Here is a 19,443-nt window from a genome sequence, read left to right on the forward strand (position 1 = left end):
CTCGTGGGCGACACACCGCACGACACGCCGGCGCGGGCGGCGCGAGGGGCCGATTTCCGTCACCGGGCGCGGGCGAGGATCTCCGCGACCTCGTCGTCGGTGAGATCGAGCGGGTTCCCGCGCATGCTGCTGGCCCGCTGGGCGGCGGCCACCACCTCCGCGGTGTCGGCGTCGGCGAGTCCGTGGGTCGCCAGTCCCGGGATCTGCAGGGCGCGGGTCTGGTCACCCACCCAGTCGGCGACGTCCTCCGGCTCGGCGTCGACCGCACCGGTGAGCAGCACGGCCAGCTCGGTCAGCCGCAGCAGCGTCTCGTGGCTGCCCCGCTCGCGCACCGCGCGCAGGTTGACCGCCAGGGCCGGCGCCAGCACCGCCGCGCACACGGCACCGTGCGGAGCCCCCGACCGCGCGCCCAGGGCGGCGGCGAAGGCGTGGACTGCCCCGAGCCCGGCGTTGGCCAGGCAGAGACCGCCGAACAGGCTGGCGACGGCCAGGTCGGCGCGCACGCCCGCGTCCTGCATGCCGTCGGTGAAGGCCGGGCGGAGCGAGCGCGCGGAGCGCACGATGCCGTCCCGGGCCAGGGCGTCGGTGAAGGGGTTGGCCCGGCGGGACAGGAACGGCTCGATCACCTGGGCCAGGGCATCCATCCCGCTGGCGGCGACGGTGGCGGCGGGCAGCCCGGTCAGCAGGTCCGGATCGACGATGGCCACCCGGGGGAGCAGCCAGGGACTCCGCAGGCTGGCCTTGACCCCGTCCCCCGCCAGCACCGCGTTGCGGGTCACCTCCGACCCGGTGCCGGCGGTGGTCGGGACGGCCAGGCACGGCAGGCCCGGGCCAGTGATCGGCCGGCCCTCCCCGATCACCTCGAGGTGCACCAGGGGGTCGGCGCCGCTGACGGCCAGCACGGCGACGGCCTTGGCCACGTCCAGGGCGCTGCCACCGCCGAAGCCGACCACCGCGTCGTGGCCGGCGGCGGCGGCGGTCCCCTCGCGGACGACGTCGATGGTCGGTTCACCGGGGACGGCGAAGGTGCTGACGTCCAGGCCGCGCTCGGCCAGGGCGGCGACCAACGGGGCGGCTCGGTCCGGGGAGCGGCCGGTGACCAGCAGCACGCGCCGGGCACCCCAGCCGGTCAGCACGTCCGGCGCCTCGGCGACCCGGCCCGCGCCGACCCGGATGTCGGAGGGCACCGCGAGGTCGAACGTCTCGCTGCTCACCAGCCGTCGTCGCCCGGCGAGATGTTGACGTAGCGGACCCCGACCCGGGGCCGGGCCATCATCGGCGCCACCGTGTCCCGCCAGGTCGCGTAGTGCGCGGTCTCCTTGTGGGCCGCGGCCGCCGCTTCGTCGACGTAGATCTCGACGAGCACGACGTGGCCGGGGTCGACGCGGTCGGCCAGCACGTCGAAGCGGACGATCCCCGGCTCCTGCCGGCTGGCCGTGGCGTTGAGCGCCGTGGCCGCCAGGAAGGCGTCCAGGTGGTCCGGCAGGACCGCGATGTCGACGTGGACGATCAGCAGGGAGTTCGTCACCCGGCCGACGATAGCGACGACGTACGCCCGCGTCGACGGGCATGATGAGCACCGTGAGGATCACGCCGGCGAGCGGCGAACCACCGATCGACGACTGGACCGTACGACCACTGGCGAGCGTGGCGGCCGAGCTGGTCGACCGCGTCGGCCCGGGCCGACGGGTGGTCGCCGTCGACGGCCGCGGCGGTGCCGGCAAGTCGACGCTGGCCGGACGGCTGGCGGCCGCTCTGCCCGACGCGGCGGTGGTGGGCGCCGACGACATCGCCTGGAACCACTCGATCTTCGGCTGGTCGGACGCCCTGGTCGACGGGGTGCTCCGGCCCTACCGCGCCGGGGCGGCCGTGTCCTACCGCCCGCCCGGCTGGGTGCGTCACGGACGCGACGGCGCGGTCGAGGTGGCCGACACCGTACGGCTGCTGATCGTCGAGGGGGTCGGCGCTTCCCGGACCGAGCTCATCGACTGGCTGGACGCCTCGATCTGGGTGCAGTCCGACTTCGCGGAGGCGGAGCGCCGGGGCATCGCCCGCGACATCGCGTCCGGCGTCAACGGCGACGCCGAGGCCACGACCGCCTTCTGGCACACCTGGATGGCCGAGGAGCTGCCCTTCTTCGAAGCCGACCGTCCCTGGGAGCGTGCCGACCTGATCCTGGCGGGCACGTCCACCGCTTCGCTGCCGGCGGGGACGGTGACCGTCGGTCGCCCGCCGCGAGGATCTGGACCGCCGACAGCAGCATCCGAGGAGGCAGGACGATGACCATCCACCTGTGCGCGACGTGCGCGGTCGAGACCGAGGGAGCCCGCTCCCCCGACCAGGTGTGCCCGATCTGCAACGACGAGCGGCAGTACCTGCCGAAGGGCGGGCAGCGCTGGACGACCGTCGAGCAGCTGATCCGTGACGGCCACGTGCTGGAGTGGTTCGAGGTGGAGCCGGATCTCATCGGTCTGGTCTCGAAGCCCGGGGTCGGCATCGGCCAGCAGACCCTGCTGGTCCGCACCGACGAGGGGAACCTGCTCTGGGACCCGCCGGGGCTGATCACCGACGAGGCGGTCGACCACGTCCGCCGGCAGGGACCGGTGGTGGCGATCGCGGCCAGCCACCCGCACATGTTCGGGGTCCAGCTGGCCTGGGCCGAGGCCCTGAACGCCCCGGTGCTGGTCAACCGGGCCGACGCCGAGTGGGTCCAGCGGCAGGGCGCGGCGATCGAGCTCTGGTCGGGTCAGCGGCGGCTGACCTCGTCGATCACGCTCCACACGCTGGGCGGTCACTTCCCCGGCAGCTGTGTGGCGGTGTGGAGCGGCGGGGCCGGGGGGCGCGGGGTGCTGCTGGCCGGCGACACGATCTTCGCCAACCCCGACGGCACCGCGTCGTTCATGCGCAGCTACCCCAACCGGATCCCGCTGTCCGCCGCGGTCGTGCAGCGGCTGGCCGACGCGACCGACGGGCTCACCTTCGACCGGCTCTACAACAACTTCGGCGGGATCATCGACGCCGACGCCCGGGCCGTCGTCCGCTTCTCGGCCGACCGGCACGCGGCCTGGGTCCGCGGGGACCACGACGACCTCACCTGAGACAGGAGATCGACCATGTCCGAGACGGTGATCATCGGGGGCGGCGCGGCCGGGCTGGCCACGGCGGCCCGGCTGCGGGAGCGCGGACTGCCCTACCGGCTGATCGACGCCGGCGATGCCGTCGGGTCATCCTGGCGGGACCGCTACGACAGCCTGAAGCTGCACACGGCGCGGTGGCTCTCGGGGCTGCCCGGCAAGCCGATCCCCAAGGCGTACGGGCCCTGGGTCCGCCGGGACGACCTGGTGCGCTACCTGCAGGACTACGCCACCGAGCTGGACCTGCGACCCGAGCTCGGGGTCACCGCCACCCGGGTGGAGGCGGACGGTCCGGGCTGGCGGGTGGACACGTCGGCCGGCCCGCTGAGCGCCGACGCGGTGGTGGTGGCCAGTGGCTACAGCCACACGCCGTACGTCCCCGACTGGCCCGGTCGGGACGGGTTCGCCGGCCCCGTGGTGCACTCCTCGGCCTATCGCGAGCCGTCGGCGTACGCGGGCCGGCGGGTGCTGGTGGTGGGATCGGGCAACTCCGCCGGTGACCTGGTCACCGACCTGGTCGGGGTGGCCGGCGAGGTGATCATGGCCGTGCGCACGCCGCCCAACATCGTCCGCCGTGACACCGCCGGGGTGCCGAGCCAGCTGCTCGGGATCGCGTCGGACCCGCTGCCGCCGGTGATCAAGAACCCGCTGACCGGCCTGCTGCGCAGGGTCACCGTGCCGGACCTGACGCCGTACGGGCTCCCGGCCCCCACCAAGGACGGCTTCAGCCAGTTCGAGCGGTCCCGGACCGTACCCATCCTCGACTGCGGTTTCGTCGACGCCGTCACCTCCGGACGGGTGCTGGTCGTCCCCGCGGTCACCGGCTTCGGGGACGGGACCGTACGGCTGGCCGACGGGCAGGAGCTCGGGGTGGACGTGGTGCTGGCGGCCACCGGCTACCGCACCGGGCTGCCACCGTTGGTCGGGCACCTGGGTGTGCTGGACGACCGCGGCATGCCGCTGGTCTCGGGTGGCCGGACGCTCCCGCAGGCGCCGCGGCTGCACTTCCTGGGCATCACGGTGGAGCTGACCGGGCTGCTGCGCGAGATCAGGATCGAGTCGGCTCAGATCGCCCGAGCCCTTGCTGGAAGCGCCTGATCCGCAGCAGGGCGGTGCCGATCGCCTCCGGCCCGGCGGCCAGCGAGAGCCTGATGGCCGTGCCCCCGTCGACGGTGTCGAAGTCCGGCCCGGGGGTCACCGCCACGTCCTCGGCGTCCAGCAGCGCCGCACACCAGGAGACCGAGTCCGGATACGGACCCAACCGGTCGGCGATGTCGGCCCACACGTAGAACGCGCCGTCCGCCGGCGCCACCTTGGTCCAACCGAGGTCGTCGACGGCGTCGAGCACGAGGGTGCGAGCGGCGGCGAACTCGCGGACGGCGGCCTCGGCCTCGGCGTAGGAGCTCTCGGTGAACGCCTGGATCGCCGCGTGCTGGGCGGGCACCGGGGCGCAGAGGGCGTAGTTCCCGGCCAGCGCGTCGACCGCACCGACGAGGTCGTCGGGGACGAGAGCCCAGCCCAACCGCCAGCCGGTCATGCCGGCGTACTTGGAGAAGGAGGAGATGATCACCGACGAGCGGTCGTGCTGCCAGGCGCAGCTGCCGACCCCGACCCGCCGGGCCACGGACGCGTCCACGATGCCGTGGTAGATCTCGTCGCTGATCAGCCGGACGCCGTGCGTGCGACACCAGTCGGTCAGGTCGGCCAGCTGATCATGGTCGACCATGGTGCCGGTGGGGTTGGCGGGAGATGCCAGCACCAGCCCGGCCACCGGACCGTCGGCGAGCGCGGCGTCGAGCAGAGCCCGCGTCGGCTGGAAGCGCTCGGCGGGGCCACAGGGCAGCTCCACCACCTCACAACCCAGGCTGGTCAAGATGTTGCGGTAGGCCGGGTAGCCGGGTCGGGCCAGCAGCACCCGGTCGCCGGCGTCGAAGGCGGCCAAGAAGCTGACCAGGAAGGCCCCCGACGATCCTGTGGTGACAGCGATCTGGGCGACCGGCACGTCGAGGTCGTACCAGCGGCGGTAGTGCCGGGCGATCGCCTCCCGCAGGCTCAGCAGCCCGAAGGTCTCGCTGTAGCCGAGCGGGGTGCGGTCGATCATCAGCTCGGCGAGCCGGCGCCGGACGTCCGACGGAGCACCCTGCGACGGCTCGCCGGCGCACAGCGAGATGACCTCGCGACCGGCGGCGCGGGCCTCGGCCACCCGCTGGAGCACCGTCATCACCGCGAACGGGGGCACCGCCGACCGCCGTGAGGCACCCTGGGCTGCGGTCATCGAGCCCGCTTCCGGGCCCGGTAGGCGGCCACCGCAGCCCGGTTGCCGCAGTTGCCGTCATCGCAGAACCGCTTGGACCGGTTCTTGGACAGGTCGACCAGGACGTCGTGGCAGTCGTCGGCCGCGCAGCTCTTGAGCCGGGCCCAGTCGTCGGCGCGGATCAGCTCGAGGAACGCCATCGCCGCCTCGGCCGCCATCCGCTGGGCCAGTGGTGCCTCCGGTGGCGTCACGTGCAGGTGCCAGTCCCACGCATCGTGCCGGACCAGGAAGGGACGGGCGTCGCACGCGGCCAGGATCTCGTTGATGATCGGCACTGCCGCGTCGCGGTCCGGCACCTGCCAGAGCCGACCCAGCTGGCCACGGATCTCCCGCACCTCGGCCGCCTCGGCCTCGGTGCCCAGGACGACCCCCGTGAAGGGGTGCCGGTCCAGGAACTCGCGCAGTCCGGACGGCTCGGCCAGGCCGTCGACCCCGTCGCTGTCCAGGGTGTTGACGAGGGCCGCGGCCTCGACCAGGGACACCTCGGTGTCATGAGTGAAAATCATCTTGACTCGTGACACCCCCCTCTCGTAGTGTCATCAGCATAACCGCAGTTAGCTCATGACAGGACGTGTACCGTGACCGCCACCGCGCCCGTGACCCCACTCGTCGCCGGCAGCACCACCGTAGACGTCCGCACCGGGTTGCCCATCGCCCTGTGCTCCGCCGCCGCCTTCGCGTTGTCGGGCTCGCTGGCCAGCAGCCTGCTGGTCACCGGGTGGTCGCCGGCCGCCGTCGTCGCCGCCCGGGTGGGTGGCGCGTTCCTGGCCCTGCTGCTCCCCTGCCTGCTGCTGCTCCGTCGGGTCGGGCTGCCCACCGGCCGGGCCACCGGGCGGATGATCGCGTACGGGGTCGTCGCCGTCGCGGGTGCGCAGCTCTGCTACTTCAGCGCGGTGCAGCACCTGTCGGTCGGGGTGGCGTTGCTGCTGGAGTACCTGGCCCCCGTCCTGCTGATCGGCTTCTTCTGGTGGCGGCGCGGGCAGCGGCCGAGCGCGGCCAAGCTGGTCGGTGCCGCCCTGGCCATGGCCGGTCTGGTGCTGGTCCTCGACCTCACCGGCGACGTCCGGGTCAGCCTGGTCGGGGTGCTCTGGGGTCTGGGCGCGGCGGCGTGCCTGTGCGTCTACTTCGTGATGTCGGAGAGCAGCGGCTCGTCCTCCCCGGCGCTGCTGCTGACCACCGTGGGCACCGGCGTCGGGGCGGTCGTGCTGGTGCTGGCCGGTCTGATCGGGATCGTGCCGCTGACCGTGGCCGCCGCGCCGGTCACCATCGCCGCGCAGACCCTGCCGTGGTGGGTGCCGGTCGTCGCCCTGGCCCTGGTGTCGGCGGCGCTGGCGTACGTGACCGGGATCGAGGCGGTGCGCCGGCTCGGCAGCTCGATCGCCTCCTTCGTCGCCCTGTCCGAGGTGATCCTGGCGGTGGTGTTCGCCGCCCTGCTGCTCGGCCAGATCCCGACACCGATCCAGGCGGTCGGCGGGATCCTGATCCTGGCCGGCATCGCTACGGTGCAGGCACGACCCCCGGCACCCCGGACGCCGGGGGCGGGGCGCCGGTCCCGACGGCGCTGAGCGCGCGCCGGGCGGGGAGCATCGAGAGCGCCGCGGCGACACAGCCGACGGCCGTCAGCCCGAGGATCAGCTGGAAGGGCCACAGACCGACCAGGATCGCCCCGGCGGCGATGGAGGCGGTGGTCGGCACGGTGCCGATCATGTCGTAGCCGGCCGCCACCCGGCCCATCACCTCGTTGGGGGTGCAGCGCTGCAGCAACGTGGCGATGGCCACGCCGAGCAGCGGGATGCCCACTCCCACGAGACCGAAGCCCAGCAGGGCGGCCGGCAGGGCGGGGATGGTGCACAGTGCCGCCCCGGTGGCGATCACCAGCAGACCGACCACGATCAGCGTCGGTTCGCTGACCCGTCGGATCGCGCCGCTGACCACGATGCCGCCGAGGATCGCGCCGGCGCCCTGGACGCTGACCAGCACCCCGACGAACTCCGGCGGTCGGCGGAGACCGTCACCGACCAGCGCGTAGACCGTCGGCTCGACCATCCCGATGGCCACCGAGAACAGCACGGTGGTCACGGCGAGCCGACGCAGCAGCGGGGACCGCCACAGGTGCAGCAGGCCGGCGGTCAGCTCGACCCGGAACGGCACCACCACCCGGGGTGCCCGGATCTCCCGGTGACGCAGGAACAGCAGGACGACGGACGCGAGCACGAGGATGGCCGCATCCAGCGTCGCCACCCACCGCCCGCCGGCGTACGCGAAGAGCCCGGCACCGGCCAGCGGACCGATCAACCGCAGTCCCTGGCGGACGGTGGCCAGCAGGCCGTTCGCCGGTCCGACCTGGTCCATCGGCAGCATGGCCTGCACGAGACCGGAGATGGCGGCGTTGAACATCACGCCGCTGAAGCCGTACCAGACGGCCACCGCGAACAGGATCCACAGCTGGTCGCGGTCGTGGACGAACCACAGCGACGACACCACCACCGCGCTGACGAGGTTGAGTCCGATCATCACCGCGCGCCGGGGCAGCCGGTCGACGACGACACCGGCGAACGGGGCCAGCAGCCCCGGGGCGACCATGGCGAAGACGGTCAGTCCGGCGACGGCGTTGCTGCCGGTGAGGGTCTTGGCCCAGATGCCGAAGACCAGCAGCAGGGTCCAGTCCCCGAACATCGCCAAGGTCTGGCCGGCCAGCAGCAACCGGAAGTCGCGATGCCGGATCAGCTCACGCATCGGTCTGGTCACCGCTCGCACCGGCCCTGGGCATCAGGTAGGTGAGCACGTCGACCAGACGGGCCCCGGCGGGCGCGTCCCCGTCGAACGTACGGCGCTGCAGGGGGATGAGCAGGGCCGAGATGGCCTCCCCCAGCTCGACCAGCTCCTCCTCGGTCACCCTGATCGCCCAGTCGGAGGTCTGGCCGGCCTCTCGCCAGGGATCGGTGGCCCCGTGGCGCGCGTACCGACGGATGCGGTCGATGTTGCGCCCCTCGATCACCGCACCGAGCGCCTCGGCCGCCGACCGCTCGGCCGGCGAGCCGGCGGACTCGATCTGGTTGCCGACCGGCACCCAGCGCCAGGGCCGGTTCCGCCCCTGTCCACCGGCCGCCTCCTCGACGAAGCCGAAGCGCGCCAGCTGGCGCAGGTGGTACGAGCACGAGGCGGGTGAGTCACCCAGCCGCGCGGCGCACTGGCTGGCGGTCATCGGGCCGTCGGCGATCAGCAGGTCGATGATCTCCATCCGGCGTGGATGAGCCAGCGCCCGCAGGTGCTCGGGGTCGCGCAGCCGGCGAACCGGGAGTCCCCGCTCGTCGCCGATCTCCGGACGGATCTGTGGTGGTCGGGCCATAGTCGAAAGGTATCTTTCGAAAGGCTCCTTTTCAAGTGTCACCGGCCAGGGTACGGCGAGCACTAGACTCCCCCGGTGCCGAACCGAGCTGCCGCCAGCGGCGTGGTGATCGCGGGGACGTCGTCGGACGCCGGGAAGTCGTTGGTGGTGACCGGGCTGTGCCGCGCCCTCCGACGGCGGGGCGTCGACGTGGCCCCGTTCAAGGCCCAGAACATGTCCAACAACTCGATGGTCTGCGCCGACGGTTCCGAGATCGGACGGGCCCAGTACCTGCAGGCGCAGGCGGCGCGGGTCGAGCCGACCTCGGCCATGAACCCGGTGCTGCTCAAGCCCGGGTCCGATCGGCGCAGCTTCGTGGTGCTGCGCGGCAAGCCGAACGGGACGTTGGAGGCCGGGCAGTACGCGACCGGCCGGACGGGGTTGGCCGCGGCGGCCTTCGAGGCGTACGCCGAGCTCGCCGAGACCCACGACCTGATCGTGGCCGAGGGCGCCGGCTCGCCGGCGGAGATCAACCTGCGGGCCGGCGACTACGTGAACCTCGGTCTGGCCCGCCGCTTCGACCTGCCGATGGTGGTGGTCGGCGACATCGACCGGGGCGGTGTCTTCGCCTCCCTGTACGGCACTGTCGCCCTGCTCGAGCCGGACGACCGGGCGGCGATCCGCGGCTACCTGATCAACAAGTTCCGCGGCGACCGGGCGGTCCTGGAACCCGGGTTGGCCATGCTCACCGAGCGCACCGGACTGACCTGCCTGGGGGTGCTCCCCTGGCTGCCCGGAGTCTGGCTCGACGCCGAGGACACCCTCGAGGTCGGTGCCTGGCGCTCTTCGGTCGCCCGAGCCGGTGACCACGATCGACTGCGGATCGCCGTCGTCCGGCTGCCGCGCGTCTCCAACATCACCGACGTCGAGGCGCTGGCGGCCGAGCCCGGGGTGGACGTGCTGGTCACGACCGATCCGCGGGTGGTCGCCGACGCCGACCTCGTCGTGCTGCCGGGCACCCGGACCACGGGAGCCGACCTCACGTGGCTGCGGGAGAGCGGGCTGGCCGAGGCTCTGCAGGAACGGGCGGCCCGTACGCGGCCGGTGCTGGGGATCTGCGGGGGCTACCAGATGCTGGCGCGGACGATCGAGGACAGCGTGGAGAGCGCCGCCGGGTCGCTGCAGGGGCTGGGGTTGCTGCCGACCACTGTGCGGTTCGACCAGAGCAAGGTGCTGGGGCGTCCGGTCGGGGTCTGGCGTGATCACCGCGTGTCGGCGTACGAGATCCATCACGGCGTGGCCGAGCACGATCACGACGGCGAGGCGGAGCCGTTCCTGGACGGCTGGCGGGCCGGTGCGGTGTGGGGCACCATGTGGCACGGGACGCTGGAGAACGACGCGTTCCGGCGGGCCTGGCTCACCGAGATCGCGGCCGCCGCCGGCGTCGGCTGGCGCCCCGAGCCGGACGCACCGTCGTTCGGAGACCGCCGGGAGACCATGATCACCGTCATGGCCGACGCGGTCGAGGAGCACCTGGATCTGGACACCCTGCTGAGCTGGACCAGGGCGGGATCATGATCACGGTCCTGGCCATCGGGATCGGCAGCGGCAGCCCGGCCCACCTGACGGCGGAGGCGGCGGCCGCCCTCAACCGGGTGGACGTGTTCCTGGTGGCCGACAAGCGGGCCGAGACGAGCGACCTGGCGGCGATCCGGACCGATCTGTGTCGGGCGGTGATCACCGGGCACAACTACCGGGTGATCGAGGTCGCCGATCCGGCCCGGGACCGCGACCCGTCCGGCTACCGCGAGGCCGTCGCGGACTGGCACGCCCGACGGGCCCGGGCGTACGCCGACGTGATCACCCGCGAGCTGCCGGACGGCGGCACCCTGGGTTTCCTGGTCTGGGGTGATCCCGCCCTATACGACAGCACGCTGCGCATCGTCGAGCAGATCCGCGCCTCCGGCGTGGACCTGGCGCTCGAGGTGTACCCGGGGATCAGCAGCGTCCAGCTGCTGGCCGCCCGGCACCAGATGGTCCTGAACACCGTGGGTGGCCCGATCTACGTCACCACCGGGCGACGGCTGGTCGACGAGTTCCGCCCGGACCTGGGCACCGTCGTGGTGATGCTGGACGGCGACCTCGCCTGCGGCAGGCTGGTCGAGGAGCACCCCGACCTGGAGATCTGGTGGGGCGCCCAGCTCGGTCTGGCCGACGAGGCACTAATTCACGGCCGACTGCGCGACGTGCTCCCCGGGCTCACCGAGCGACGCTCGGCGATCCGGGCCGAGCGCGGCTGGGTGATGGACGTCTACGCCTTGCGGACCGCGGACTGACCGTCAGGCAGCCGGCACGGCAGGCTCGGACGTGCGCCAGACCTGGTGGGCCCAGTCGCGGTCGCCGAGCAGAAGGGTGCCTTGGTTGGTGGTGAGTGCGATCAGGCCCTCGGGTGACCGCCACAGGTAGGTGCCGAGATCCGGTTGTCGGGCCTGCCAGCCGCCGAAGGTCTTGGCGCGGTGCTCGGTCCGCGTCAGCGGTCCGAGGTTGCCGATGGAGGTCTGGCCGGGTGGACCGTGATCGCCGTACGGGCGGGTGTGGTCGAGGTCGAGCCGGCCATCGGCGGTCAGGCTGGTGGCGGGGCTGAACGGCCACACCGATCCCGGATGCCTGATGCTCATCGCCTGCCGGAGGCGCTGGGGGATCTCGTAGGCGTCAACCGCAGAGGTCGCTGCGGGGTCGAGAATGGGCCGGATCGTGATCTTCGGGTCGGCCTGGGTCAGCCACTGTCGGAACTGGTCCAGGGTGACGGGACCGTCGCTGGTGCGGACGACACCATGCTGGTCCACCAGAGTTCGGTCGGTGACGTGGACATGGATCACCACCCGCGGTCCGCAGCCACTCGCTTCCTTTGTGGTGAATGGCCTCAGGTCAAACTGGGAACCACGGGGCTGGCGGACGAACGGCGCCGGCACAGACGCCGTCGGCCCGAGTCCATGATCACGAATCGCCTCGGGTACTGACCCCGCATCCACGACGGGTTCGAGAGGCGAGCTCGGTGCGCCGTCGCCCTCGCGCTGCTGCTGGAACCACGCCAGGTCCTTGTCGTCGACCGGCGGCTCCCCGTCCGGCACGTCTGCGGTGGAGGGCCGCTGGCTGGTCCAGCAGTCGTCGTCGAGGTCGTCGAAACCGGGCTGGCGGACGTTGCCGTGCCGATCGGTCTCCCAGCCGGCCGTCGGAAGGTCAGCGGCCCACGGGTCGGTCGGATCCGCTTGGTGGGCGGCGACCTGCACGTCGGCAGTCGGGTGCGTGTCGGGTCGGTCGGCGTGGCGGGCCAGCAAATCCCGCAGCCGCGGCTGGTAGGCGATGATCCCGACCGCCCTGGACCGGCGGACCGCGACCGGGTCCTCGTCACCGTCGTCGGCCAGGCACTCCGCGACCCGGTCCACCAACGCCAGGAACGCGGCCGCGTCACCGGCCTCGACTCGCGCCACCAACGTCCTGAGCCCGTCGCTGGACTGGGTGGCGCGGACATCGCGCTGCGCCGCCGCCCGCGCCACCCGCCGCTGGTAGGTGGCCTCGTCAACCTGCAGCAAGGTCGCGTCGAGCAGCCGCTCGAACCGGCCCCAGGCGAGCAGCTCGACCTGCCCGGTCACGACCGCGTCCACCGCCCCGGCCGCGACCGGGCCGAGCTCGCTGGTCCGGCGGGCGATCTCGCGGGCCTTCCAGCCCCACACCTCCCCGGCGACCACCCGGTCCCACAGCCGGGGCAGCCGGTGCCGGATCGTCAACGCGTCCCCGATCAGCAACCGGGCCGAGGTGACACTGGTCCGCTGCGCCAACGCCAGCGACGACGGACACGTCTCCGTCACCAACGGGGTGCCCAGCGGACCCATCCGCACCAGCCGGTCCACCAGCACCGACCGACGCGCCGCCTGGTCAGGATCGCCGGTGTCGCCGTGACAGTCAGCCCAAGCCGCCGCCAAGCGCAGCTTGCGACACCCCGCCCGCCGCTCCGTCGCCACGGTGTCCGACACCAGGTCCAACAGCGCGCTCGGATCACCGAGCGACTGCTCAAACCACATATCGAACATGTGATCTATTCTAGAGTCAGACACGGCGTGTGTCCAGACCTAGAAGCAAAGAGATCCGTTACTCAGCAGGAATATCGGGACTCCGCTCCTCTACCGGCAGCGCTCGGTAGGAGGACCAGGCCGTGAGCATCTCGGCGTGGGTCGAGCCCGGGTGCTCGGCCCGCCAGGCGCGGCCGAAGCGGTTGAGTTCGAACTGCGGCGTGATCTCCTGCGGCCCGCGGTGCCGGGTGGCGTACCAGTGATCGACAGCGTCGCCCAGCGTCCGTCCGCCTTCGGCGATGAACGTCCGCATCGGTCCGTCGAAGCGGAAGCCCGGCCCGATCTGCTCGACGAACCACGCGCGGAGGGCTTGACCGGACCGCTGCCCGGCCGGGATCAGCGTGTCTGCCCCGAGTGGCCCGGTCAGCTGCGCACCTGGCCGCCGCGGTCCCCGCACTGCTGTCGGCACCGGCTGTCCGTCGAGACCCGCGACCAGCCTCTCGGTCAGCTCCGCCTTGCCGCCCGCCGTGCTCACGCCGAGCTGCCGAGCGAGCACCACGAGCTCGGACTTCAGCCAGTACCAGCGGGCCAGCTCCGCCCCACTGAGGCTCGTCGACAGCGGAGGACGGCGGGCAGCATCGGCGATCACGAGTTCGAGTCTTCCGGGGACCACCGACATGGACGATGCTGGATCGATGACCGATGCCGAGCTCCGCCGGATCTTCGACGAGGACGCGCGCCTGTACGACCGAGCCCGACCGGACTACCCGCCCGCCCTGATCGCCGACCTGGTCGAGCTCACCGGGCTGGGTCCCGGTTCGCGGGTGGTCGAGATCGGCCCCGGCACCGGGCAGGCGACCCGGGCGCTGGCGGCCACCGGCGCCGCGGTCACCGCGATCGAGCTCGGGCCCGAGCTGGCCGCGGTGCTGCGGGAGAACGTCCGCGGATCCGAGGTCGAGGTGGTGACGGGGGCGTTCGAGGACTGGACGCCACCCGAGCCCGTCGACCTGGTGGCGTCGTTCACCGCCTGGCACTGGGTCGACCGGGCCGTACGGGCCGATCGCGTCCGGTCGGCCCTGCGCCCCGGCGGGTGGCTCGCCACCGTGACCACCGCACACGTGCGTGGCGGCACTGTCGACTTCTTCAGCCGCGCCCAGGAGTGCTACCTGCGCTGGGATCCGGCGACCGATCCCGACGAACCCTTCCTGTCCCCCGACGAGCTGCCCGAGGTCGTCGACGAGATCGACGACGATCAGCGGTTCGCCCCCGCCGTACGACGGCGCCACGTCCGCGACCTGACCTACACCGCCGACGACTACCTGGCCGTGCTGGGGACCTACTCCGGTCACCGCGCGCTCCCGCCCCGGCGGCGTGACGGGCTGCTGCGCTGTCTGCGGACGCTGATCGACGACCGTCACGGCGGCACCATCACCAAGTCCTATCTCCACGAGCTCCGGGTGGCTCGGGTCCGCGATCGCTGACCTGGGCCGTGGCACCCGCGAGGGTCTGGTGACCGCGCCCCGCCTGGGCCAGGATGCCGGGATGGACTTCACCCCGCTGACGGCCGACTTCCTGCGCTTCACCACCGAGATCACCTACTGCACGGTGACCACTGTCGACCCCGCCGGTCGGCCGCGGTCGCGGGTGCTGCACCCGATCTTCCGGGTGGTCGACGGACAGCCGGAGGGCTGGGCCGTCACCGACCGCACACCGGTGAAGACGGCTCACCTGGCCACGAATCCCTACGTGGCGTGCTTCTACTGGAGTCCGGCGCAGAACACGGTGGCCATCGACTGCACCGCCGGCTGGGTCGAGGACGACGAGACCCGACAACGGGTGTGGGACCTGTTCGCGGCGCCGGAGCCGCCCGGCTGGGGCGACATGTCCGGCTACGGCGACGACGGCCTCCACCATCCCCGGTTCCACGTGCTGCGACTCGAGCCCTACCGGGTGCAGATCCTCCGGGCCGAGCAGCTGGCGTCCGGCGATCTGACCCCGCGCACCTGGCGCCGGTGATCAGCCATGCGGGGTCAGCCGAGCCGGCTCGACCCCAGCATCCGGTCCACGTCCATGATCAACGCCACCCGCAGCGGGTTCACCCGGGGTTGCCGGTAGCGCGCCGCGTAGCGGTCGACGGCGTCGGCGATCACCGCCGGATCCCGGTCCACCCGGATCGGACCGCTGACGGTCAGCCAGCGCGCCCCGTCCACCTGGCAGATCGCCGCCACCGCACCCGGGCGGCCGGCGTTGCGTGCCTTGACCGACTCGCCGCCGGTGATCACCCGTGCCGTCCGGGTGTCGACGTCGTAGGTGAAGCCGACCGGCACGACGTGCGGCGTCCCGTCGCCGCGCAGCGTGGTGAGGGTGGCCAGGTGCCGCTCGGTCAGGAAGTCGACGACGTCGGCCGACAGGTCGGTCAGGTCCAGACTCATCCGCGGTCCTCCAGGTCACCCTCGACGTCCAGGTAGACCTGCTGCAGCGCGGCCAGCGTCTCGGGGTCCGGCTCCGCCCACAGGCCCCGGTCGGCGGCCTCGCTCAGCTTCTCGATGATGCCGTTGAGCGCCCACGGGTTGGCGTGCCGCATGAAGTCCTGGTTCTCCTTGTCCAGCACGTAGGAGCTCGCCAGCTGCTCGTACATCCAGTCGCTGACGACACCGGCCGTGGCGTCGAACCCGAACAGGTAGTCCACCGTCGCGGCCAGCTCGAACGCGCCCTTGTAGCCGTGCCGCTGCATCGCCGCGATCCAGCGCGGGTTGACCACCCGGGCCCGGAACACCCGCGAGGTCTCCTCGCTGAGCGAGCGGGTCTTCACCGCGTCGGCGTTGGTCGAGTCGCCCACGTACGCCTTCGGCGCGGTCCCGGTCAGCGACCGCACCGTTGCCACCATCCCGCCGTGGTACTGGAAGTAGTCGTCGGAGTCGAGGATGTCGCTCTCGCGGATGTCGATGTTCTTGGCGGCCACCGCGATCCGGCGGTAGTTGGCCTCCATGTCGCCGCGGGCCGGGATCCCGTCGAGATCACGCCCGTACGCGAAGCCGCCCCAAGTGCTGTAGACCTCGGCCAGGTCCTGGTCGTCGCGCCAGTTGCCGGCCTCCATCAGCGGCAGGATGCCGGCGCCGTACGAGCCGGGCTTCGACCCGAAGATCCGGGTGGTGGCCCGCCGCTGGTCACCGTGCTCGGCCAGGTCGGCCTCCGCGTGGGCGCGCACGTAGTTCAGCTCGAGCGGCTCGTCCCGCTCGGCCACCAGCCGGACGGCGTCGTCGATCATGGCGACCACATGCGGGAAGGCGTCCCGGAAGAAGCCCGAGATCCGTACGGTGACGTCGATCCGCGGTCGGCCGAGCTCGTCCAGGTCGACCGCCTCCAGCCCGACCACCCGGCGCGACGCGTCGTCCCAGACCGGCAGCACACCGAGCAGGGCGAGCACCTCGGCGATGTCGTCGCCGCTGGTCCGCATCGCCGAGGTGCCCCAGACCGAGAGTCCGACCGAGCGCGGGTACTCGCCGGTGTCGTCGAGGTGCCTCCGGAGCAGCGAGTCGGCCATCGACGTGCCGGTCTGGAACGCCAGCCGGGACGGGATGGCCTTGGGGTCGACGGAGTAGAAGTTGCGCCCGGTGGGCAGCACGTTGACCAGCCCGCGCAGCGGCGAACCGGACGGCCCGGCCGGCACGTAGCCGCCGGCCAGGGCGTGCAGGGTCGCGGTGATCTCGTCGGTCGTCCGGCTCAACCGTGGCACCACCTCGACCGCGGCGAACCGCAACGCCGCCTGCGCGCCCGGGTTGTCGGTCAGCGTCGAGGCGATCGCCGGGTCCCAGCCGGACGCGGCCAGTGCCGTCACCAGCGCCTTGGCCTCGGCCTCGATCCGGTCCACCTCCGCGATCGGCGCGTCCTCGGTCAGTCCGAGGGCCGAGCGGAGGCCGGGAACGCCGCTGACCTGACCACCGAAGACCTGGTTCGAGCGCAGCACGGCCAGCACCAGGTTGATCAGCTCGTCCCCGGCCGGCGCCTGTCCGAGCACGTGCAGCCCGTCACGGATCTGGACGTCCTTGATCTCGCACAGCCAGCCGTCGACGTGCATCACGAACTCGTCGAACTGCTCGTCGCCGGGGCGCTCCTCCAACCCGAGGTCCTGGTGCAGCTGGGCTGCCTGGATCAGCGTCCAGATCTCGCCACGCAGCGCCGGCGCCTTGGCCGGATCCATCACCGAGACGTTGCCGTACTCGTCGAGCAGCTGCTCGAGCCGAGCGATGTCGCCGTAGCTCTCGGCCCGGGCCATCGGCGGCACCAGGTGGTCGATGATCGTCGCGTGCGCCCGACGCTTGGCCTGGGTGCCCTCGCCGGGGTCGTTGACCAGGAAGGGATAGATCAGCGGCAGCGACCCGATCGCGGCGTCGGTGCCGCAGGAGGCCGACATCCCGAGCGTCTTGCCGGGCAACCACTCGAGGTTGCCGTGCTTGCCCACGTGCACCACCGCGTGGGCCCCGAACTCGCGCTCGATCCAGCGGTAGACGGCCAGGTAGTGGTGGGACGGCGCCAGATCCGGGTCGTGGTAGATCGCGATCGGGTTCTCCCCGAAGCCGCGCGGCGGCTGCACCAGGATGACCACGTTGCCGGCCTGCAGGGTGGCGGCCACGATCTCGCCGGCGGCGTCGCGGCTGGTGTCCACGAACAGCTCGCCCGGCGCCGGACCCCAGGCCTGCGTCACCGCGTCGACCAGGTCGTCGGGCAGGTCGGCCAGCCAGCGCGCGTACGTGGCCGCCCCGATCCGGACCCGCTGCCCGGCCAGCTGCTCGCTGGTCAGCCACTCCGGGTCCTGTCCCCCGGCCGCGATCAGCGCGTGGATGAGCGCGTTGCCGGCCGTGGTGTCGGGGTGCTCGCCGTCCACCGGCTCGAGGTCCCCGGTGCCCGGGATCTCGCCGGGGGCACCCAGGTCGTAGCCCTCCTCGCGCAGGGCCCGCAGCAACCGGATGACCGAGACCGGGGTGTCCAGGCCGACGGCGTTGCCGATCCTCGAGTGCTTGGTCGGGTACGCCGACAGCACCAGCGCGATCCGCCGCTGCGACGGCGGGATGTGGCGCAGCCGGGCGTGGTTGACCGCGATCTCGGCGACCCGGGTGCAGCGCTCGGGATCCGGGACGTAGTGCGGCAGACCGTCGGCGTCGGTCTCCTTGAAGGAGAACGGCACGGTGATGATCCGGCCGTCGAACTCCGGCACGGCGACCTGGGTGGCCACGTCGAGCGGGGACATGCCCTCGTCCGAGCCGGCCCACGCCTCCCGCCCCCAGGTCAGGCAGAGTCCCTGCAGGATCGGGATGTCCAGGGCGGCCAGCGCCCGGACGTCCCAGGCGTCGTCGTCGCCACCGGCGCTGGCGGTGGCCGGCTTGGTCCCGCCGGCAGCCAGCACGGTGGTGACCAGCGCGTCCAGGGTGCCCAGGTGCGCCAGCAGGTCGTCCGGGGCGTCGCGCAGGGACGCGGCGAAGATCGGCTCCCCGATCCCGCCGGCGGCGTCGACGGCGTCGGCCAGGGCCTGGACGTACGCGGTGTTCCCGGCGGTCTGCTGGGCCCGGTAGAACAGGATCCCCACCCGCGGCCGGGTGCCGGCGCCGGCCTCGACCGGGGTGGGACGCGGCAGCACGCCCCAGGTCGGCTGCTCGACCGGCGGTTCGAAGCCGACCCCGGTGAGCAGCACGGTGTCGGACAGGAAGGCGTGCAGCTGGCGGAGGTTCTCCGCGCCGCCCTGGGCCAGGTAGACGTGCGCGTCGGCGGCGACCCCCATCGGGACGGTCGACAGCTCCATCAGGGCGGCGTCGGGAGCCTGCTCGCCGCCGAGCACCACCATCGGCTGGCCCTCGCCGCGGATCCGGGCGAACCCGCTGCACAGCGACTGCGGCGATCCGAGGATGCGCGACACGATCAGGTCGGCCCCGGCGAACACCTCCGCCATCTCGGTGTGCGCCATCCGCGACGGGTTGACGTAGACGTAGTCCGCACCGCTGGCGCGAGCCGACAGCAGATCGGTGTCGGACGTCGAGAGCAGGGCGATCCGGGTCACCGGTGCAGCCTAGGTCACCGGGACGTGCCCGCCGTCACCCTCGGCGACCGAGGAGACCCTTCAAGCCGGCGCGGCGCGGGGCGGCGCTGGGCGGCGGCGCCACCCGTGGCGGCGGGGCGAGCCGGGGCTCGTCCGCCTGGTCCTGGGCCGGCGGCGCGGCGGGAGCGGTCGCGCGCACCTGGGTGACCGCATCCGCGGTGTCGATGCGGTTCCGCAGACCGGTGATGTCGGCCAGGGAACCGACCGCGTCGGCGGGGCGCGGGGCCACCTCGCCGGTGACCGCGTACAGCGTCCGGGTCAGCTCGGCCGTGCACCTGATCCCCAGGGCGAAGTCGTTCACCTGGCACCCGTAGCACTTCACCCGACCGGGTGTGACGTCCAGATCGGGGTTCGCCGACGCCAGCGCGGCCTCTCGGGCGTCGATCGCCGCGGCGTAGGCGGCGATCGGCTCGGCGTTCCAGCACGCGACGCCGTCGCCGCCCTCTTTGATGTCGACCCGCATCCGTGTGCTCCTGGTGGCTTCATCGCTCCATGACGACTCGACG

Annotated in this window: 19 protein-coding genes; 8 read left to right on the plus strand and 11 right to left on the minus strand. The window is 72.6% G+C overall.

The features are described from left to right. Positions 1-59: 59 nt before the first annotated feature. Both ABD714_RS08485 and ABD714_RS08490 read right to left on the minus strand, forming a co-directional pair. Positions 60-1,214 carry an iron-containing alcohol dehydrogenase gene (locus tag ABD714_RS08485; RefSeq protein WP_344811880.1) on the minus strand — a complete coding sequence of 385 codons (1,155 nt, stop codon included), beginning with the start codon at positions 1,212-1,214 and terminating at the stop codon, positions 60-62. Then, positions 1,211-1,528 (minus strand): putative quinol monooxygenase, encoded by a 318-nt coding sequence (locus ABD714_RS08490; RefSeq protein WP_344811881.1) that lies wholly within the window; start codon positions 1,526-1,528, stop codon positions 1,211-1,213. The genes ABD714_RS08485 and ABD714_RS08490 overlap by 4 nt, the downstream gene beginning before the upstream one ends. A 53-nt stretch (positions 1,529-1,581) precedes the next feature. On the opposite strand from ABD714_RS08490, the gene ABD714_RS08495 reads away from it, so the two are divergent. The 3 genes from ABD714_RS08495 to ABD714_RS08505 are packed head-to-tail and all read left to right on the plus strand — an operon-like array spanning position 1,582 to position 4,232. After that, positions 1,582-2,283 carry a uridine kinase family protein gene (locus ABD714_RS08495; protein ID WP_344811882.1) on the plus strand — a complete coding sequence of 234 codons (702 nt, stop codon included), beginning with the start codon at positions 1,582-1,584 and terminating at the stop codon, positions 2,281-2,283. Further along, positions 2,280-3,098, plus strand: coding sequence for an MBL fold metallo-hydrolase (locus tag ABD714_RS08500; protein WP_344811883.1), 819 nt, complete (start codon positions 2,280-2,282; stop codon positions 3,096-3,098). Before ABD714_RS08495 ends, ABD714_RS08500 begins: the two co-directional genes overlap by 4 nt. Before the next feature lie 15 nt (positions 3,099-3,113). Then, positions 3,114-4,232, plus strand: coding sequence for a flavin-containing monooxygenase (locus ABD714_RS08505; protein ID WP_344811884.1), 1,119 nt, complete (start codon positions 3,114-3,116; stop codon positions 4,230-4,232). Here the strand turns inward: ABD714_RS08505 and ABD714_RS08510 are convergent. Both ABD714_RS08510 and ABD714_RS08515 read right to left on the minus strand, forming a co-directional pair. Beyond that, positions 4,183-5,409, minus strand: coding sequence for a pyridoxal phosphate-dependent aminotransferase (locus ABD714_RS08510; RefSeq protein ID WP_344811885.1), 1,227 nt, complete (start codon positions 5,407-5,409; stop codon positions 4,183-4,185). The two genes, ABD714_RS08505 and ABD714_RS08510, sit on opposite strands and share 50 nt — an antisense overlap. Next, complete coding sequence (locus ABD714_RS08515; protein ID WP_344811886.1) at positions 5,406-5,954, minus strand: CGNR zinc finger domain-containing protein; 549 nt, start codon at positions 5,952-5,954, stop codon at positions 5,406-5,408. The genes ABD714_RS08510 and ABD714_RS08515 overlap by 4 nt, the downstream gene beginning before the upstream one ends. A 72-nt stretch (positions 5,955-6,026) precedes the next feature. On the opposite strand from ABD714_RS08515, the gene ABD714_RS08520 reads away from it, so the two are divergent. Further along, positions 6,027-7,013: an EamA family transporter gene (locus ABD714_RS08520; protein ID WP_344811887.1), complete on the plus strand. Its 987-nt coding sequence runs from the start codon at positions 6,027-6,029 to the stop codon at positions 7,011-7,013. Here ABD714_RS08520 and ABD714_RS08525 read toward each other — a convergent pair. Then, on the minus strand, positions 6,946-8,184 hold the full coding sequence (locus tag ABD714_RS08525; protein WP_344811888.1) for an MFS transporter: 1,239 nt from the start codon (positions 8,182-8,184) through the stop codon (positions 6,946-6,948). The genes ABD714_RS08520 and ABD714_RS08525 overlap by 68 nt on opposite strands. After that, positions 8,177-8,797: a helix-turn-helix domain-containing protein gene (locus ABD714_RS08530; protein WP_344811889.1), complete on the minus strand. Its 621-nt coding sequence runs from the start codon at positions 8,795-8,797 to the stop codon at positions 8,177-8,179. The genes ABD714_RS08525 and ABD714_RS08530 overlap by 8 nt, the downstream gene beginning before the upstream one ends. Positions 8,798-8,872: 75 nt before the next feature. Here ABD714_RS08530 and ABD714_RS08535 point away from each other — a divergent pair, with 75 nt between their 5' ends. Both ABD714_RS08535 and cobF read left to right on the plus strand, forming a co-directional pair. Next, a complete protein-coding gene (locus ABD714_RS08535) occupies positions 8,873-10,354 on the plus strand; it encodes a cobyric acid synthase (RefSeq protein WP_344811890.1) in 1,482 nt (493 codons plus the stop codon). Beyond that, complete coding sequence (cobF, locus tag ABD714_RS08540) at positions 10,351-11,112, plus strand: precorrin-6A synthase (deacetylating) (RefSeq protein ID WP_344811891.1); 762 nt, start codon at positions 10,351-10,353, stop codon at positions 11,110-11,112. The genes ABD714_RS08535 and cobF overlap by 4 nt, the downstream gene beginning before the upstream one ends. A 3-nt stretch (positions 11,113-11,115) precedes the next feature. Here cobF and ABD714_RS08545 read toward each other — a convergent pair whose 3' ends face one another. Both ABD714_RS08545 and ABD714_RS08550 read right to left on the minus strand, forming a co-directional pair. Then, positions 11,116-12,867, minus strand: a complete 1,752-nt coding sequence (locus tag ABD714_RS08545; protein WP_344811892.1) for an HNH endonuclease — start codon at positions 12,865-12,867, stop codon at positions 11,116-11,118. Between the two features lie 58 nt (positions 12,868-12,925). Next, positions 12,926-13,495 (minus strand): DUF6434 domain-containing protein, encoded by a 570-nt coding sequence (locus ABD714_RS08550; RefSeq protein ID WP_344811893.1) that lies wholly within the window; start codon positions 13,493-13,495, stop codon positions 12,926-12,928. A 46-nt stretch (positions 13,496-13,541) separates the two neighbouring features. Here ABD714_RS08550 and ABD714_RS08555 point away from each other — a divergent pair, with 46 nt between their 5' ends. Both ABD714_RS08555 and ABD714_RS08560 read left to right on the plus strand, forming a co-directional pair. Further along, positions 13,542-14,327, plus strand: coding sequence for a class I SAM-dependent methyltransferase (locus tag ABD714_RS08555; RefSeq protein ID WP_344811894.1), 786 nt, complete (start codon positions 13,542-13,544; stop codon positions 14,325-14,327). A gap of 61 nt (positions 14,328-14,388) precedes the next feature. After that, on the plus strand, positions 14,389-14,862 hold the full coding sequence (locus tag ABD714_RS08560) for a pyridoxamine 5'-phosphate oxidase family protein (protein WP_344811895.1): 474 nt from the start codon (positions 14,389-14,391) through the stop codon (positions 14,860-14,862). A gap of 14 nt (positions 14,863-14,876) precedes the next feature. Here the strand turns inward: ABD714_RS08560 and ABD714_RS08565 are convergent, their stop codons facing one another. From ABD714_RS08565 to ABD714_RS08575, 3 genes are read right to left on the minus strand one after another with little or no spacing between them, the layout of a single operon-like run. Continuing rightward, the gene (locus ABD714_RS08565; RefSeq protein WP_344811896.1) at positions 14,877-15,278 is read right to left on the minus strand and encodes a pyridoxamine 5'-phosphate oxidase family protein; all 402 of its coding nucleotides are present in this window, start codon (positions 15,276-15,278) and stop codon (positions 14,877-14,879) included. After that, positions 15,275-18,898, minus strand: coding sequence for a cobaltochelatase subunit CobN (gene cobN / locus ABD714_RS08570; RefSeq protein ID WP_344811897.1), 3,624 nt, complete (start codon positions 18,896-18,898; stop codon positions 15,275-15,277). The genes ABD714_RS08565 and cobN overlap by 4 nt, the downstream gene beginning before the upstream one ends. 34 nt (positions 18,899-18,932) lie before the next feature. Then, positions 18,933-19,400 carry a hypothetical protein gene (locus tag ABD714_RS08575; protein WP_344811898.1) on the minus strand — a complete coding sequence of 156 codons (468 nt, stop codon included), beginning with the start codon at positions 19,398-19,400 and terminating at the stop codon, positions 18,933-18,935. Positions 19,401-19,443 lie beyond the last annotated feature (43 nt).

Origin of the sequence: Microlunatus aurantiacus (assembly GCF_039536605.1) — a bacterium.
In the GTDB taxonomy this organism is placed as follows: domain Bacteria; phylum Actinomycetota; class Actinomycetes; order Propionibacteriales; family Propionibacteriaceae; genus Microlunatus; species Microlunatus aurantiacus.

Bases quoted from the DNA above. Each gene is read 5' to 3' on its own strand.
- ABD714_RS08500 (WP_344811883.1), top strand. From the start codon at position 2,280: ATGACCATCCACCTGTGCGCGACGTGCGCGGTCGAGACCGAGGGAGCC.
- ABD714_RS08505 (WP_344811884.1), top strand. From the start codon at position 3,114: ATGTCCGAGACGGTGATCATCGGGGGCGGCGCGGCCGGGCTGGCCACG.
- ABD714_RS08510 (WP_344811885.1), bottom strand. From the start codon at position 5,409: ATGACCGCAGCCCAGGGTGCCTCACGGCGGTCGGCGGTGCCCCCGTTC.
- ABD714_RS08515 (WP_344811886.1), bottom strand. From the start codon at position 5,954: ATGATTTTCACTCATGACACCGAGGTGTCCCTGGTCGAGGCCGCGGCC.
- ABD714_RS08525 (WP_344811888.1), bottom strand. From the start codon at position 8,184: ATGCGTGAGCTGATCCGGCATCGCGACTTCCGGTTGCTGCTGGCCGGC.
- ABD714_RS08530 (WP_344811889.1), bottom strand. From the start codon at position 8,797: ATGGCCCGACCACCACAGATCCGTCCGGAGATCGGCGACGAGCGGGGA.
- cobF (WP_344811891.1), top strand. From the start codon at position 10,351: ATGATCACGGTCCTGGCCATCGGGATCGGCAGCGGCAGCCCGGCCCAC.
- ABD714_RS08545 (WP_344811892.1), bottom strand. From the start codon at position 12,867: ATGTTCGATATGTGGTTTGAGCAGTCGCTCGGTGATCCGAGCGCGCTG.
- ABD714_RS08555 (WP_344811894.1), top strand. From the start codon at position 13,542: ATGACCGATGCCGAGCTCCGCCGGATCTTCGACGAGGACGCGCGCCTG.
- ABD714_RS08560 (WP_344811895.1), top strand. From the start codon at position 14,389: ATGGACTTCACCCCGCTGACGGCCGACTTCCTGCGCTTCACCACCGAG.
- ABD714_RS08565 (WP_344811896.1), bottom strand. From the start codon at position 15,278: ATGAGTCTGGACCTGACCGACCTGTCGGCCGACGTCGTCGACTTCCTG.
- ABD714_RS08575 (WP_344811898.1), bottom strand. From the start codon at position 19,400: ATGCGGGTCGACATCAAAGAGGGCGGCGACGGCGTCGCGTGCTGGAAC.